Source organism: Dyadobacter sp. CY261 (genome assembly GCF_021440085.1).
Lineage (GTDB): Bacteria > Bacteroidota > Bacteroidia > Cytophagales > Spirosomataceae > Dyadobacter.
Genome location: NZ_JAKCPW010000002.1, coordinates 484157 through 500121, shown reverse-complemented (window position 1 = coordinate 500121; position 15965 = coordinate 484157). Strand labels below are relative to the sequence as shown.

Genomic DNA, 15965 nt, shown 5'->3' with positions numbered 1-15965 from the left:
GAAACGTATACAATACGTAGAGGTTTTTCCACGAAATTCATCAGCTATCAAATATGAATATATAAATACGGAAGCCCATGCGCCTAGCGCAAAGCCCGTTAAAGGATATGGCGCATTGGATGCTCTATTGGCACATAATTTATGATTATATGCCGCAACGCACCCAAACTCATATTCAAATGAAAAATTGTATTTTTTTACTGCTCGCAATGGTCATAAGTGGCTCGTGGGCACAAGCACAGGAAAACGTTTCCATCGGGCCGGTCGTCGGAGTATCGATTGCCAACTTTCGGGGCGATATTTCGGACACGGACTGGAAACCCGGATTGACTATCGGTGGTTTTTATAATTATAGTTCTAAATCGGGCTTTGGTTTTAGCGGGCAATTGCTTTTCACACAACTTGGTGCTCAAATCAATAATAAAACCAATGAAATCAATCTGAATTACATCCAGGCACCGCTTTTAGCAACGTTTTATTTTGGACGCTATGGTAGTCCGCTGCGCCCTAAAATTTTTCTCGGCCCCAACCTCAACTTTCTGGTTGGTGCGCGCGACAAGAACGGAAACAATATCAACGGCGATTCAAATAACCGCGTTTATAGCCCGTTCGACCTCGGCCTGACTTTCGGTGCGGGACTCAATTATGAACTAACGCATAAGATCTGGCTGAATTTCGATGCCCGATATGGCTTGGGCTTGCTCGATGTAACACGACTTGACAATTCCAACATTAAAAATAATAATTGGGGTATCAATGTCGGGCTGAGCTTCCCGCTTGGTACTTATGATAAAGATACCGGAAGATTACGTACGCGCTGACACATTATGGTTCGCGACTAGAAGGGCATCCAATTTTGAATGCCCTTCTTTATTTTTAGATTCCGGAAGATTTAAATGCATGCGGTCTATGCTTCAAAAGGATTTGTTAAAAGTTGCCAAATGGGGCTTTGCGGCGGCCATATTGATCTGGATGATGGGATGGCTAATGCTTATTCCGGAAAATTTCTCGGCCCAGGTCGCCGCCATTGCCGCCGAAACGGTCAAAAGCGGGCGGTTGATCGAGCAAACTGACATATCGGTGCCGATCATTTCCCTTTCGGTTGCGGCAATGCGGTTATTCGGGATTAACCAGCTCTCGCTGCACATTCCGGGTTTTGCCGCAATCCTTTTCACCTTATTTTGTACGTATCGGCTCGCCAAGAGTTACGCTGGCAGTGAATCTGCTATACTTTCGATATTAATCCTGGCTACCGCACAAGCGACTTTCCTGGTCAACAACGAGCTCGGCGATGCCAGTTATTTGGCAGCTTGCTTCATTTTCATGTTGTGGCAAATCAATGCTTATCTGGAAAGCAACAAAGTCATTCATCTGCTTCTTGCATTGTCGGGCGTAGTGGGGTTGATATTCGTCAAGAATACCTTTCCAAATAGCCCTGATCAATGGCCCACGGACCCGTTGCTAACGCTGCTGATTACCTTTTCTCCATGGACGATCTTTCTGATCCTGGCTCTCATAGAACTCGTTCAGCGACTCATTTTTCCCGAACGCGACCAAACCGAGAAATACGAACTGACTTGCCTCATCGCGATCGTCATGCCCTTTATTTTCACCTATCTCAACCCCTTCCGGGCTACATTCGACGTCTATATGGCATATCCGGTGGCAGCTGTGATTACTTCGGCCTATGTGATCCGCCGCCTCGAAAGCGACCCGGGGTCCTTTTCCGGCTTACTCGCGTATGTACACGGTGTGGCCGCCTACGGAGTGCTGGCATTACTGTTTTGCCTGGTCTGGTTCACATTTCCAGCCGACAATTATTATGGATTAATCCATTTTATGGCGCTTCTGAGTGTGCTTACATGGCTAATTTTCTTTTCGCATATCCGTAACAAGCTGATCGTCGGATGTGTCGTATTCGCGATAGGTGCCAATGTCGTATTGACAACCTATTTTTACCCCAATATTTACGAATACCAGGCGGCCGCGAAACTGGGTATCATTGCCAGGTCTAATGGAGTAAAACCCGACAGGCTGTTCAGTTATCAGGCCGGTACCCCTTACAGCCTTCGCTTTTACTCGGGGGTGCAAGTTACCGAAGTAGATGACTTCGGAAGCCTTGTCGGCATGAAGAACTGCCTTGTTTACACACACCAAAGCCTTTTAGGAGAATTCAGGGCAATACGTCCCGATCTAAAAATCCTGGGTAGCTCCGAGGAATACCCACGCCGGATCCTCGATTTTCGTTTTCTGGATCCTGCTACGAGGGCTTCCTTTACCACTTCCAAAGTTTTGATCAAGCTATAAACAGCTACTGATAAATATTTTATAAATAAGCGCGCTCATTTACTTTGAATTTCAAAGTACTTTCTTATTTTTACACTATCAGTTAAATCACTATTCATTAATCCTATGGAAAATATCAGAACGGGATTGTCGGCGTGGACTGTCGCTGCTATCGCAGTGCTTACACCATTATTTCTAACGCTACTTGCCATTTGGGCATGGAAACCGGGCGCAGGTGTTCTAGCCTTTTTGCTCTTACTTGGCGGAGCAGGCCTTGTGTACGAATTATTTACAAAAAAAGGGCTGGTTACCAGGGCTTACGGATTCGGAGTTTTTACGGCGGTTGCTGCAGCGGCGGTTCTGATGTGGATGAATATTGCTGTTGGCGGTATTCTAGGCGATAATCCGGCAAACATGATGTATTTCGGTGTCTTGCTGGTTGGATTAACCGGCGCTCTTATTGCCCGCTTGGAACCACATGGTATGTCGCACGCATTATTCGCGGCCGCATTTGCCATTATGCTGGTCCCGGCGATTGCATTGGTTATCGGAACACCCGCATTTGCCAATGGTGTAATGGCTGTTTTTGGCCTCCATGCTTTTTTTGCAATCTTATTTGTTGGCTCCGCATTGCTTTTCCGGCAGGCAGCACGGGATAGATAAAACCAACTTACATAATACGTTCAAGGGGATTAGCCGTACCTTTGTAGTCCTTTTAAGAAATGCATTATGACTTTTGAAGATTTAAATCTCACCAAACCGCTTTTGAAAGCGCTTTCGGAAGCGGGATATACGACGCCAACTACCATCCAGCACAAGGTTTTTTCGGTAATGATGTCCGGAAAGGATGTTTGCGGCATTGCCCAAACCGGCACCGGAAAGACGTTCGCCTATTTATTGCCAACATTGCGTCAGATAGAATACGCTAAGGATCGCTTGCCTCAGTTGCTGGTCCTTGTACCTACACGCGAGTTGGTGGTGCAGGTGGTGGAAGAAGTCCGCAAGCTTGCTGCCTATACGGCGCTGGAGGTTGTTGGGGTTTATGGCGGAGGAAATATTAAAGTACAAATGGCAGAGCTCCACGAAGGAGCCGATGTTGTTGTGGCGACGCCCGGAAGGCTGTTTGACCTGGCGATGAATGGCTCTCTAAAAACCAAATCGATCAGGAAACTGGTGATTGACGAGGTGGATGAAATGCTGAACCTCGGCTTTCGCACCCAGTTGAAAAACATCCTGGACTTGCTACCCCAAAGACGTCAGAACCTGCTTTTTTCGGCTACGATTACGCAGGAAGTTGAGGCGCTGATGAAAAGTTACTTCAACGATCCGGTGCGGATCGAGGCGGCACCTGTGGGAACACCCTTGGAAAACATCGAGCAGCAGGCCTATTATGTTCCGAATTTTTATACAAAAGTAAACTTGCTGGATCACCTTCTCGACGCACACGAGGAAATGAGCAAAGTCTTGATTTTTGCGGCTACCAAAAAGCTGGCAGATCAATTGTATGGCCAGTTGGAGCTGGGTTACCTGAACAAAATAGGTGTAATCCATTCCAATAAAGACCAGAATCACCGGTTCAACACCATCCGGCAGTTCCACGCAGGCAACTATCGCATCCTGATTGCCACGGACATTATCGCGCGCGGGCTCGATGTAGCGGAAGTTTCCCATGTATTCAATTTCGACATTCCCGAGGTGCCTGAGAACTACATTCATCGCATTGGACGCACTGGGCGGGCGGATCAGAGGGGCATTGCGATCTCTTTCATTACAGAGCGCGAAAAGCCGTTTCAGCAACAGATCGAGGAGTTGATGGACTTCGAAATACCGATCCTACCATTGCCGGAGAATTTGAAAATTTCGGACGTGCTCTTGCCGGATGAGGAGCCTAAAATCTTCATGAAAAATATCGAGCTGAAACGTCCCAAACTGGATGAGACAGGTCTTGCTTTTCATGAAAAAAAGGCTAAAAATCAAAAGGTTAATGTGCGCCGGGACCATGCGAAAGAGAAAATGGCCAAGTACGGGCGGCCCATCAAACGTTCCGGAAAGAAAAAGTAATGCAATCGTTAAAAGCCAGATATTCAAATCATTTTGCAGCATTTCTTGTTGAACCTGCATGAATATCTGGCAAATCTTCCAAAGGCTCCGGCCGTTCGTCAAGCCGTATCGTCGGCAAATCATATTCGCACTATTCCTTACCTTACTTGGTGCCGTTACAGCGCAGGTAAACCCCTGGGTACTCCGTTACACAGTCGATACCGTCCAGTCGATGCTCGACAAGCATTGGAGCACGTTGCAAGGCAAGGAGCTTCTACTAACTATCACGGTGATACTCTTCACGAAAGAGATCGTCAATAGTTTCATTATTTTCGGACAGCGGTATTTTGGTGAAAAGATCCGGATCAAAGTATCCAGCGACCTGGCGCAAGATGCGATCAATCGGCTTCTTACCTATAATCTTTCCTTTTACAGCGACAATGAGAACCAAAAAGGCAAGTTGCAAACCCGCATTGACCGCGGCGTTGAAAGCCTAACCAAGCTGATCCAGAATTTTTTTATTGATATTCTTCCGCTATTCGCCAATGCGGTTGTCGCATTGGGCATTATGTTCTCAGCGAACGTTTACGTGGGCGGCATCGCATTGGCCACTTTACCGATCTATTTCTGGGTCAGTTACAAGCAGGCCGGTGAGCTGCAAGGCGTGCGGCGGAAGCTAAAACGGCAGCGTGAAAACAAAAGCAACGGACTCATTAACCTGATCGAATCCGTGATTGTCATCAAATCGTTCGTGCGTGAAAAACAGGAAGGCGAAAAGCAATACGGCCTGCAAATGGAGCTGATGGATTCACAGCTTAAAACACGAAAAACCAACTTCCTCTATGATGGCTTCAAAAGTTTTATCGAGCAAATCGGCGTCGTACTGATCATCATTCTCACGGCCTATCTCGTGCTCGACCAGCAAATGTCCATCGGTGCGATCATGTTCCATATTTTGCTTTTTAACAATGTATCGGCACCAATCCGCCAGCTGCACCGCATTTACGACGAGATGAACGACGCCCTCACGTATTCCGAAGGTTTCTTCGATATTCTGGATGCGAATGAGTCGGTAGAAACCAGCGGTACGACCGCGTTGGCGCAATTTAGCGGCGACTATCATTTAAGAGACGTCTCATTTACATATCCCAATGGCACCAAGGCGCTTTCCGGGATTAATATGGATATCAAATCCGGGCAAACGACTGCCCTGGTTGGACTGTCGGGTGCGGGAAAAAGTACGCTCATTAATCTGCTCGTTGGCTTTTATACGCAGGATTCGGGGAATATTATGCTTGATGGTCGCCCGCTTAATTCCTACGACTTGTCTTCACTGCGCAATGCGATTGGAATGGTGCTTCAAAAGAACCACATCTTTAAGGGGTCGATCGTAGAGAATATCCGCTACGGAAAGCCCGAGGCGAGCTGGGAAGAACTTGTGGAAGCGGCCAAAAGCGCCTATTTGCACGAGCAAATCCTCGAACTGCCAAACGGATACGAAACAGACGCCCAGTTACTCTCCGGCGGACAGCAGCAGCGGATCGCGATCGCGCGGCTATTCCTTAAAAATCCTCCTATTATCTTCCTTGATGAACCTACCGCTAGTTTGGATGCTATCGCTACCGAGCAGATCAAAAACAGCCTGGACGCGATCAAAAAAAACCGTACGGTGGTGATTATTTCTCACAGTCTAGCACAAATTCTCGACTCGGATCGGATTTATGTGATGAAAAAAGGACAAATCGTCGAATCCGGCCAGCATGAAGAATTATACGAGCAAAACGGCGTTTACAGACAAATTTTCGATGCTTCGGCCCGAAGCCTGAACCTCGGTAAGATGCTCGAGCTGATGAACCGTGACCAGGACTAAAAAAAATGACTTTTTTTCTGGGTCACTGATCTAAAGAGATTCATCTATCGTAAGTCGTTGCGAGACGACGAACGACTAATCCGGCGCAGCGTGGGCGGCACACGGCGTAAGTCCCCTGCTACTCGGATTTCAAGATACAATTAATTATTGTGGAGGGTAAGGTAATACATAGAGAGGGTGGCATATGTCACCCTCTCTTTTTTATGCATAAAAAAACTCCCGAAAATGATCTCGGGAGTAGGATAATGGAAGAGGTCTATACGATTTAATGTCTTTCTTTTTCTTTTTCCAGATTGAACAAATCGTTCAGGACATCGATCAGCGTTTCCGCTTCGCCCCTTTTACAAGCGGCTTTCAATTGAAGTACTGGCAGTTTAAGAATCTTCTGCATCATGCTGCTGGTGATGCGCTCTACTTTTTCCAGTTCCGATTCGGTCAGGCTTTTCGTAAAACGGGTCAATTCTTCCTTGCGGATGGTCTCCAGAGCACCTTTCAGTTTTTGGATCGTAGGCGAAACGATCATCTCGCGTGACCAGTCGTTAAACTCTACCACCGCCTCGGCAATGATCTCCTCTACGTGAGGAACAGCGTCCAAACGACGTTGCAATGCTTCATCGGCTTTCGAGCGAATAGAATCGATCGTGTACAGCATTACGCCTGGCACTTCTTCCACTTCGGGTGATACGCTACGAGGTACCGATAGGTCGATAAAATATTTGAATGACATACCGCGCAGACGTACCATCATTTCCTTGGTGAAGAAAGGCTCTTCTCGCTGAATAGACGATATGATCACGTCGGCACGTGATATTTCAGATTCAATGTCTGCAAAATCCGCAACGCGGAATCCAAGCTCGGCGCTCAGTGCTTCTGCTTTGCTGCGAGTCCTGTTCACCAGCGTTACATCCGCCGTTGTATTTTGTGAAAGGTTGCGGCATACATCCGTTCCAATTTCGCCCAAACCTACCACCAGGATTTTCGGGTTTGGCATCAAGCCTTCGAGCAACTCTACGGCCGCATAGGAAACCGATGCCGCGCCGTCGCGAAAAAATGTTTCCTGCGCTACTCGTTTATTTGCAAAAAATATCGTGTGTAGCAGACGGTGCAAAAACGGCCCCGCCATATTCAGGTCGGCCGACCACTGGTAGGCATGCTTGATCTGGTTCGGAATTTGCATATCCCCCACTACTTGCGACTGCAAGCCGGTGGCTACATGGAACAGGTGCTGAACCGCCGCATTGCCTTCGGAGAACTGTTCGAAATATGCTTTGAAATTTTCAACGTCTTCAACCCCTTTTTCGATCAGCAAAAGCTTGATAATGTCTTCATTAAGATCGCTGGGGGCAGAATAGTATATTTCGGTACGGTTGCAGGTAGAAACGGCAAGAACGTCGGAGATATCGAAAAAATCTTTCAGACGAAGCATCATGCTCTTTGCTTCCGCCTCATTCAATGCAAGCTGTTCCCTGATAGCAAGAGGAGCATTCCGATGTGATAAACTGACTGATTTGAACTGGTTATACATCACTTTGTCTAATTCGATCCACAAAAATACGGCACAAAAAACGATAATGGAAAGCGGAACAATGACCGTTCACTTATTTAGAAAGCATTTAAATAAAACTGTCATAAGTCATACAAATTTCGCCCTGTCAAAAGCCTTAAAACATGATATTTATCATATCCGGAACTGATCGGCGCGAGTTATGAAAAAAGGTTGCAAATCCACTAAGGTTAAATTATTTACGTTATTTGTAGACTATAACATTAACATCGGGGATAATGTGCCCGGCCCGCAATGATTAGCGAAAGCCAAAAAGAAAAACCGCGTTTCAAGCTGCAACCTGTAGCCATCTTAAACAGCCAGCGATTACGCCGGTCACTGATGGATACTTATGATCAAAAAAGCTTCTATAAATATGTGATCGGGATCATCCTGCTCATTCTAAGCATCGGCTCCCTGTTTTACACCGATAAGCTGGTAGAAGAACTGGAGGAAAGGGAGGAAAGGGAGGTTCAACTTTACGCCGAGGGCTTGCGATATGTGGTAAACAGCCCGCTGGATGAGAACTTTAACGTAATCTACCAGGTCATCGAGGATGCGGTGAATTTTTATCAGATTCCCGCTATTTATGTCGACGAAAACAATCTTCCCAATCCGAACAAAAACATCAAATTTCCCGTCAAAGCGAGCCGTCAAGAGCGGGAACGCATTATTCAGGACGAATTGGAGGAGATGAAACTGGAACATCCGCCTATCCCTGTGGAACTCGGGAAGGGACGTGCCGGTAAAATTTATTATAGCAACTCATTTCTGCTTACACAGCTTCGCTATTACCCGTTTTTACAACTTTCTGTAATGCTTTTGATAGGTTATCTGGCCTATCTCGCGTTCAGCTCGGCACGGAAGGCGGAGCAAAACCGCGTATGGGTTGGCTTGGCGAAGGAGACAGCCCACCAACTCGGCACCCCCCTATCGTCGTTGATGGCCTGGGTGGAATACTTCCGCAGCGACTCGTCTATTGATCCGTCGATTGCAGAGGAAATTGAAAAGGATGTGATCCGGCTGGAAATGATCACAACGCGATTCTCGAATATCGGGTCTGTGCCAACGCTCCGGCAAGAACCGGTTGCGACGATCATGGCAAACTTTGTGAACTATCTGGAAAAACGGGTCTCGTCCAAGGTCAAATTTGAAGTGCATAACCAACTCGCGGAGGCGCAGACAGCATTGCTGAATAAGAACCTATTCGAATGGGTCATCGAGAATATCTGCAAAAATGCCGTTGACGCCATGAGCGGCATCGGACAAATCCATGTGACATTGCAAGCCCCACCCCGCACAAAAGAAATCTGGATCGACATAGCCGATACCGGCAAGGGAATGAACAAGGCGCAGATGAACAAAATCTTTAACCCCGGTTTCAGTACAAAAAAACGTGGTTGGGGACTAGGCCTTACGCTCGCTAAACGAATTATCGAAAACTATCACTCCGGGAAGCTCTTTGTTAAAAGTTCGGAGGTAGGAAAAGGAACGACATTCAGGATAGTCCTGAATGCCGATATTGTAGATGCATCTTAAAGAATTTATTGCCAAAGTCGCACGGTTACCGGATCGGTTTCGATCTGATTGCTGATCCGGAACGCACGGTCGATGATGCGGACCTTAAATTTGATCTTGGTCGGAACTGCGGTTCCCAATTTCCGGAAACGGGCATTCATATCTAGTTTACCCTTGATCGGCCCCGCTTTCCCGTCCGTTTTGAGAATTGGAAAGAACTTAAATCTGTCACCGATCAAAACAGACTCCGACCATGTGCTGTCCTTTTGCTGAATCATGGTCACCAGTTCATAGTTTGCTTCCAGATTCCAGTTCGGCACATTCAGATATTTACCTGTAAAATTCAGGGTATCCTGCGTTTCTGCTACGGATGCTCCAAGATCTCCGTCACCATCTTCGAAGTTAATCGTCACGGTCACAATCTCCGTTTCCTGAATAGTGCCCTGAACGGTGTCGATCCTTGTATCCTGCGAAATGCCGTTGTAAAAAATCACCGGGGTATCGCTAAAATCAGGAATATCGACGCAAGCGGCCAACGCCGCCGCCACCAAAAATATGAGAAGGGAAACTTTCAGCTTCATATAACTTCTATTTTTAACTTTGCTTTTTTAGTATTTACGAAAGTAAGAGGATTGGAACTTCAAAACAATAAATCCGTTGCAGAACTACGGGCGGTGCTGCGGCAACAGGTCGTTACACTCGAGCCTGCCGATTTCGAACCGCTTGCGCTTGGGATTTTCCGCTTCCAGGCGGAATACAATCACATTTATAGGGACTATATCCGGCACCTGGGTATCGATCCTCTGCGCATTAACGCATTGACCGAAATTCCTTTCCTTCCAATCCAGTTTTTTAAGAATCATCGCGTCACTACGGGGCATTCATCGGACGCGTCTGTTGTTTTTCAAAGCAGCGGGACTACCGGACAATCGACCAGCAGCCATCACCTTTACGACGAACCACTTTACAAAGCCATTTCCAACCGCATTTTTCAGCAAAACTACGGTGGCCCGGACCGCTTTCATATCCTGGCCCTGCTACCGTCATACCTTGAACGAAACAACTCTTCGCTCGTGTATATGATGCAACATTTTATTGAGGAGAGCGGATCTGAATACTCGGGATTTTATCTGAATGACACAGTCGAAATGTTACGTCAACTCCGCCAGCTTGCCGCCGATCCGGATGGAAAAGGCGTGTTGTTGCTAGGTGTGACCTTCGCGCTGCTGGACCTGGCGGAAAGTAATTTTGACCTCAATTTTCTGAAAAACATCGAACATTTCACCGTGATGGACACCGGCGGCATGAAAGGCCGACGCAAAGAACTGCTGCGGGAAGAAGTACACGACATCTTAACGGGCAGCCTGGGCGTCCCGGTTATCCATTCCGAATACGGTATGACTGAGCTTCTCTCCCAGGGATATTCCCAAGGCAACGGGCTGTTCACGCCCGGGTACTCGATGCGCATTCTTCTCCGCGATATTAACGACCCCTTCGCGATCAGCGACCACAACCTGAGTTCGTCCAAAACCGGTGGCATCAATGTTATCGACCTCGCCAATCTCGACACTTGCTCTTTCATAGAAACCCAGGATCTCGGTCGGTTTGGCGAGAAGCCCGGCACTTTTTATGTCATGGGCCGGTTCGACAACTCTGATATCCGTGGTTGCAATTTAATGGTTCTATAAATCGTTTGACAGCCTGTGGTGCACCAGTTCGGCTACATTAATTGCCTGTCTTTTAATGTAAATTTAATTTCAGAAAGCGCCCTCTGACATAGCCTGATAGGCCCAGAATTCCTATATAGAATCATTCTAACCAATTAGTTACTAAGAATATTTCATAAATTAGCAGGCTATTCAAAATTGCATTAATCAAATTTTGAATTACACTTTGGATTGTTAACCTATATTAAGTATATCAGATGAAAAGACGTGATGCCCTTGGTCGTGTGGCACTGTTAATGGGTGGCACACTCTCCGCACCCACCATGCTGGCTTTTCTGGAAGGTTGTAAATCTTCTACCGAAAGTTCGTCAGCAATCACTTTCCCGTTTTCCGCGGATCGCAAGGCACTGGTTTCGGAAGTGGCTGAAATTATTATTCCAAAAACAGACACACCTGGTGCGAAAGACGCCAAAGTGGGCGAGTTTATTGAAAAGATACTGAAAGACTGCTACGAAGCGAAAGATCAGGAGAGCTTCAATAAGGGTTTGTCGGAACTGGAAAAAAAGGATTTCCTGAAAGCAAGTCCCGAAGAACAGACAAAAGTCTTGAAGGAAATGGAGGCTGCTGCGAAAGATGAACTCGCGAAAGCCGGCGAAGAAAAGAAAAAATACACGGAAGCCGGTAAGGAGTATTCAGACGCCGGTGTGCCATTCTTCCGCCTGATGAAGGAATTGACACTGCTGGGCTACTTTACCTCCGAACCTGGTGCCACCCAGGCGTTGGAATACGTGGCCGTTCCCGGCCGCTACGATGGCTGTATCGACTTGAAACCCGGTCAGAAAAACTGGGCAATGTAACCCTAAGAAACTCAATTAACAGGCCGGTGAACGGCCATATTGTCAAAATTTTTGAAGCATTCATCATGAATCTGAACTTAAAAGCAACAAAACAAGCCACTTATGACGCGATAGTGGTTGGTTCGGGAATAAGCGGCGGATGGGCCGCAAAAGAGCTGACGGAAAAGGGATTGAAAGTCCTGATGCTGGAAAGAGGAAGAGACATCAAGCATATTGTCGATTATAAAACAGCTACACTTGCCCCCTGGGAACTAGAACATCGCGGGCGGGTAACTACACAGGCGAAAGAAGAATACTGGGCAGGGATCCGTACAGGTTACACCGCCAACGAAGAGCACCGTTATCTCTTCGAAAACGACAAGCAAAATCCTTACCTGGAAACCCGGAAGTTCGACTGGATCCGCGCATATCACGTGGGTGGCCGTTCCTTGCTATGGGGACGCCAGAGCTACCGGCTGAATGCAGCTGATTTTGAAGCGAATGGCAAAGAAGGTATCGGCATCGACTGGCCGGTACGCTATGCGGACGTTGCTCCGTGGTACGACTACGTGGAGAGATTCGCAGGCATCAGCGGCGCTAAGGATGGTCTTGATGTACTTCCAGATGGCAATTACTTGCCTCCTATGCAAATGAACTGCGTGGAGAAACACGTAAAAGGTGAAGTAGAGAAGAAATTCGCCGGTCGCCACATGATCATGGGCCGCGCGGCGCACCTTACCCAACCACAGCCATTTCACACCGAACTTGGACGCGCCGCGTGCCAGTTCCGTAACATGTGTATGCGCGGTTGTCCGTACGGCGGCTATTTCAGCACACAGGCAGCGACGCTGCCAGCAGCACAAAAAACCGGTAACCTGACGCTCATTACTGACTCGATCGTGTCCGAGGTGATCTTCAATGATAAATTGAACAAGGCAACCGGCGTCCGCGTGATTGACCAGAATAATCCCGCTGAGACGAAGGAATATTTTGCCAAAATCATATTCGTGAACGCGTCGGCAATTGCTTCCGCTTCAATTTTGATGAACTCTAAGTCGAAGCGGTTCCCAAACGGATTGGGCAATGACAGCGATCAGCTTGGGCGTAACATTATGGATCACCACCTCGCCGTAGGGGCAAGAGGTGAAATGCCGGGCTTTGAAGATAAATACTACTTTGGACGTCGTGCCAACGGTATTTACATTCCACGTTACCGCAACTGGGGCGACGACAAGCGCGATTACGTCCGCGGATTTGGCTACCAAGGCGGCGCGAGCCGTGAAAGCTGGGGCCGTGGCGTAGACACCGAAGGCTTTGGAGCTGATTTCAAAAAGTCACTCTCTGAGCCAGGCGGTTGGAATATGAACATCGGTGGCTTCGGCGAAATGATCCCCGACGAGAAAAACCGTTTCACATTGCATGCAACTGAAAAAGACAAATGGGGATTACCCGTGGTCGTTTTCGATGCGGCTTACGGTGAAAATGAAAAGAAAATGCGCCAGGATATGATGAACGACGCTGCTGAAATGCTGGAAGCAGCCGGCTTGAAAAACGTGACGCCTTACAACGACGAGTCGAAACACCCGGGTATCGGTATCCACGAAATGGGTACGGCGCGTATGGGCAATGATCCTAAAACGTCTGTCCTGAACAAGCATAACCAGATTTGGGGTGCCGAGAACGTGTATGTTACCGACGGAGCATTCATGACTTCGGCCTCGTGCGTGAACCCTTCACTGACTTATATGGCAATGACAGCCCGCGCAGCAGACCACGCAGTGAAAGAGTTGAAAAAGATGAATGTATAAAAGGATATTCAATCCCGACAACGAAAAAAACCTCGCAGGTAAATCCTGTGAGGTTTTTTCTTTTTGGATGTAACCCATTACCGCCATTTATCAGTATTCCATTAAACCTTTACCTAAACAACCTGACCTTGAAAGATACTGCTACGCTGCCTCAACGTGTTTCTTCTGTGGACGCCTACCGCGGATTTGTAATGTTCCTGATGATGGCCGAGGTGCTACGGTTTGGCAGAGTGGCCGAAGCATTTCCCGAAAGCGCCTTTTGGGCATTTATGGATTTCCACCAAAGTCATGTGGAGTGGGTAGGATGTTCGTTACATGATCTCATTCAGCCTTCGTTTTCGTTTCTGGTGGGCGTAGCACTGCCGTATTCGATGGCCAGTCGCACAAGCAAGAACCAAAATGTAGGCGTGATGTGGTTGCACACGATCCGTCGTTCGCTGATCTTGATTTTGCTGGGTATTTTTCTTCGCTCCATGCATTCGGAGCAGACCAATTTCACATTTGAAGACACATTAACGCAAATCGGTCTCGGTTATCCGATTCTTTTTGCATTGGGATTTGCTACCGAGAAAATCCAGTGGGCTGCACTAAGTGCCATTCTGATTAGCTATGCGGCTTTGTTTGCCATGTACCCGCTTCCCGGCTCCGATTTTGACTGGTCGCAAACCGGCACCACGGCCGACTGGGAACATCACCTCAAAGGCTTTGCCGCACATTGGAACAAAAACACCAATGCTGCCTGGGCCTTCGATCGGTGGTTCATGAACCTGTTTCCGCGTGAAAAACCATTCCAGTACAATGGAGGCGGTTACAGCACATTAAGCTTCATTCCAACACTCGGGACTATGACATTAGGACTAATTGCCGGTAAGTGGCTGAAATCAGCAATGTCGCCGGAATGGCTATTAAAACGGTACGCAGTGACAGCCGCAATTCTTTTCGTACTCGCATTATTGTTTCATTTTATGGGCCTTAACCCAATTGTTAAACGCATCTGGACACCTGCCTGGACACTTTTTAGCGGCGGATGCGCGTTTCTGCTGCTGTCTGCATTTTATTTTATTGTTGACGTTAATGGCCGAAAATCTTGGTTTTTCTGGCTCATCGTGATTGGAACCAATTCTATCGCGGCATACGTCATCGCCGATGGTTTCGGGAGTTTCATAAGGGAATCCTTCAAAATACACCTTGGGCAGCATTACGATGCCGTTTTTGGGGAAAGTTATGCCCCGTTGGTCAGCGGCGCACTGATCCTGCTCATTGAATGGCTGATTCTGCACTGGATGTACAAAAAGAAGATTTTCATTAAGATCTGACCGCCTCGCCTATCTTTGCCGACACATTCAAATGCTTAAACATGCTGCAACTTCAGGCCTTACACCATATTGCAATCATTTCCTCAAACTACAAGAAATCAAAACGGTTTTATACGGAAATTCTGGGATTTCAAATCGATCGTGAAGTTTACCGAGAGGCGCGGGATTCATATAAGCTGGACCTGTCGTTGAATGGGCAATATATCATTGAGCTGTTTTCCTTTCCCTCCCCACCTCCTCGCGTATCACGCCCGGAGGCTTGCGGGCTGAGGCATATTGCCTTTAAAGTAGCAAATGTGGAAGAGGCGATCGCTAATTTAAATGCGAAAGGCATCTTTCCCGAACCGATCCGGGTAGACGAATTCACCGGCAAAAAATTTACATTCTTCGCCGATCCAGACGATCTGCCAATTGAATTATATGAAATCTAATGAAGAAAGTAATTAGGCCGCAGCGGTAAGATCGTAACTACGTCGCGCGCCAGATTCGTATTTGCACAACATTTCGTAGAACTCCGAAGTGCGGACGAGGTGTTCGTCCATCAGACGCTGTGCTTCAGGCTCCATCTCAAGATAGCGCCCAAGGGATTTGTAGAGTTGAATAACGGCCGCTTCTATTTTTTTCAGACAAGAGGCAACCTCTTCCTTGCCATTCACATTTTCGAGCATTTGAACCGATGTCCGCGCCGCGATCTGGTTATGATCCACTAACTCCTTATCGTTCAGGAAGCATTTGAAATAATCGTAAACTCCTCTAATCTCTTTTTGAAAAAGAATTGCGCTCACGTGGCCCTGGCTTAGCAACCTCCTGAATGGCCCCATACCATCCATTTTTAATGCTTCCAGGTACAGGATTTCCCTCTTTTTCTGCTCATTCCATAACGCCCGGATCATCAGAATAAACTCTTTTCCCTTGCTCTCTTCCATATGCTGTAATTGTTAAAGCGTTGTAGAATAAATTCTTCAAAAACTATACCAACCTTTCGCTAATTGGCTGTTTTACGGGTATTTAAATACTTAATCCTCTTTAAGTCATAAAAAACACTTAATCACCCTTTTTTAAAATATCGGGCACAAAATAT

The 15965-nt window shown here is 47.1% G+C and carries 14 protein-coding genes; 11 read left to right on the top strand and 3 right to left on the bottom strand.

What is annotated here, in order from left to right:
• Positions 1–179 precede the first annotated feature (179 nt).
• The 5 genes from LZD49_RS09270 (at position 180) to LZD49_RS09250 (ending at position 6196) form a co-directional block, all read left to right on the top strand.
• Entirely contained in the window at positions 180–821 is a 642-nt protein-coding gene (locus LZD49_RS09270; protein WP_234667059.1) for a porin family protein, read from the top strand.
• An 88-nt stretch (positions 822–909) separates the two neighbouring features.
• The gene (locus tag LZD49_RS09265) at positions 910–2307 is read left to right on the top strand and encodes a glycosyltransferase family 39 protein (protein WP_234667058.1); all 1398 of its coding nucleotides are present in this window, start codon (positions 910–912) and stop codon (positions 2305–2307) included.
• Positions 2308–2412: 105 nt separating this feature from the next.
• Positions 2413–2949: a hypothetical protein gene (locus tag LZD49_RS09260; protein WP_234667057.1), complete on the top strand. Its 537-nt coding sequence runs from the start codon at positions 2413–2415 to the stop codon at positions 2947–2949.
• Positions 2950–3015: 66 nt separating this feature from the next.
• Positions 3016–4347 carry a DEAD/DEAH box helicase gene (locus tag LZD49_RS09255; RefSeq protein ID WP_234667056.1) on the top strand — a complete coding sequence of 444 codons (1332 nt, stop codon included), beginning with the start codon at positions 3016–3018 and terminating at the stop codon, positions 4345–4347.
• A gap of 58 nt (positions 4348–4405) precedes the next feature.
• Positions 4406–6196: an ABC transporter ATP-binding protein gene (locus LZD49_RS09250; protein WP_234667055.1), complete on the top strand. Its 1791-nt coding sequence runs from the start codon at positions 4406–4408 to the stop codon at positions 6194–6196.
• A gap of 265 nt (positions 6197–6461) precedes the next feature.
• On the opposite strand, the gene hemA is transcribed toward LZD49_RS09250, so the two are convergent.
• The gene (gene hemA, locus LZD49_RS09245) at positions 6462–7721 is read right to left on the bottom strand and encodes a glutamyl-tRNA reductase (RefSeq protein ID WP_234667194.1); all 1260 of its coding nucleotides are present in this window, start codon (positions 7719–7721) and stop codon (positions 6462–6464) included.
• A gap of 273 nt (positions 7722–7994) precedes the next feature.
• On the opposite strand from hemA, the gene LZD49_RS09240 reads away from it, so the two are divergent.
• Positions 7995–9278 carry a PAS domain-containing sensor histidine kinase gene (locus LZD49_RS09240; RefSeq protein WP_234667054.1) on the top strand — a complete coding sequence of 428 codons (1284 nt, stop codon included), beginning with the start codon at positions 7995–7997 and terminating at the stop codon, positions 9276–9278.
• Positions 9279–9283: 5 nt separating this feature from the next.
• Here the strand turns inward: LZD49_RS09240 and LZD49_RS09235 are convergent, their stop codons facing one another.
• Complete coding sequence (locus LZD49_RS09235; RefSeq protein ID WP_234667053.1) at positions 9284–9838, bottom strand: hypothetical protein; 555 nt, start codon at positions 9836–9838, stop codon at positions 9284–9286.
• A 51-nt stretch (positions 9839–9889) separates the two neighbouring features.
• Here LZD49_RS09235 and LZD49_RS09230 point away from each other — a divergent pair, with 51 nt between their 5' ends.
• The 5 genes from LZD49_RS09230 (at position 9890) to LZD49_RS09210 (ending at position 15315) form a co-directional block, all read left to right on the top strand.
• Positions 9890–10945 carry an acyl transferase gene (locus LZD49_RS09230; protein ID WP_234667052.1) on the top strand — a complete coding sequence of 352 codons (1056 nt, stop codon included), beginning with the start codon at positions 9890–9892 and terminating at the stop codon, positions 10943–10945.
• A gap of 236 nt (positions 10946–11181) precedes the next feature.
• Positions 11182–11781, top strand: coding sequence for a gluconate 2-dehydrogenase subunit 3 family protein (locus LZD49_RS09225; protein WP_234667051.1), 600 nt, complete (start codon positions 11182–11184; stop codon positions 11779–11781).
• 65 nt (positions 11782–11846) lie between these two features.
• Positions 11847–13568 (top strand): GMC family oxidoreductase, encoded by a 1722-nt coding sequence (locus LZD49_RS09220; protein ID WP_234667050.1) that lies wholly within the window; start codon positions 11847–11849, stop codon positions 13566–13568.
• Between the two features lie 128 nt (positions 13569–13696).
• Entirely contained in the window at positions 13697–14884 is a 1188-nt protein-coding gene (locus LZD49_RS09215) for an acyltransferase family protein (RefSeq protein ID WP_409021306.1), read from the top strand.
• Between the two features lie 41 nt (positions 14885–14925).
• On the top strand, positions 14926–15315 hold the full coding sequence (locus LZD49_RS09210) for a VOC family protein (RefSeq protein WP_234667049.1): 390 nt from the start codon (positions 14926–14928) through the stop codon (positions 15313–15315).
• A gap of 12 nt (positions 15316–15327) precedes the next feature.
• Here the strand turns inward: LZD49_RS09210 and LZD49_RS09205 are convergent, their stop codons facing one another.
• On the bottom strand, positions 15328–15810 hold the full coding sequence (locus tag LZD49_RS09205) for a hypothetical protein (RefSeq protein WP_234667048.1): 483 nt from the start codon (positions 15808–15810) through the stop codon (positions 15328–15330).
• Positions 15811–15965 lie beyond the last annotated feature (155 nt).

Coding starts and splice junctions, on each gene's coding strand:
- LZD49_RS09270 (WP_234667059.1), top strand. CDS start 180: ATGAAAAATTGTATTTTTTTACTGCTCGCAATGGTCATAAGTGGCTCG.
- LZD49_RS09265 (WP_234667058.1), top strand. CDS start 910: ATGCTTCAAAAGGATTTGTTAAAAGTTGCCAAATGGGGCTTTGCGGCG.
- LZD49_RS09260 (WP_234667057.1), top strand. CDS start 2,413: ATGGAAAATATCAGAACGGGATTGTCGGCGTGGACTGTCGCTGCTATC.
- LZD49_RS09255 (WP_234667056.1), top strand. CDS start 3,016: ATGACTTTTGAAGATTTAAATCTCACCAAACCGCTTTTGAAAGCGCTT.
- LZD49_RS09250 (WP_234667055.1), top strand. CDS start 4,406: ATGAATATCTGGCAAATCTTCCAAAGGCTCCGGCCGTTCGTCAAGCCG.
- hemA (WP_234667194.1), bottom strand. CDS start 7,721: ATGTATAACCAGTTCAAATCAGTCAGTTTATCACATCGGAATGCTCCT.
- LZD49_RS09240 (WP_234667054.1), top strand. CDS start 7,995: ATGATTAGCGAAAGCCAAAAAGAAAAACCGCGTTTCAAGCTGCAACCT.
- LZD49_RS09235 (WP_234667053.1), bottom strand. CDS start 9,838: ATGAAGCTGAAAGTTTCCCTTCTCATATTTTTGGTGGCGGCGGCGTTG.
- LZD49_RS09225 (WP_234667051.1), top strand. CDS start 11,182: ATGAAAAGACGTGATGCCCTTGGTCGTGTGGCACTGTTAATGGGTGGC.
- LZD49_RS09220 (WP_234667050.1), top strand. CDS start 11,847: ATGAATCTGAACTTAAAAGCAACAAAACAAGCCACTTATGACGCGATA.
- LZD49_RS09210 (WP_234667049.1), top strand. CDS start 14,926: ATGCTGCAACTTCAGGCCTTACACCATATTGCAATCATTTCCTCAAAC.
- LZD49_RS09205 (WP_234667048.1), bottom strand. CDS start 15,810: ATGGAAGAGAGCAAGGGAAAAGAGTTTATTCTGATGATCCGGGCGTTA.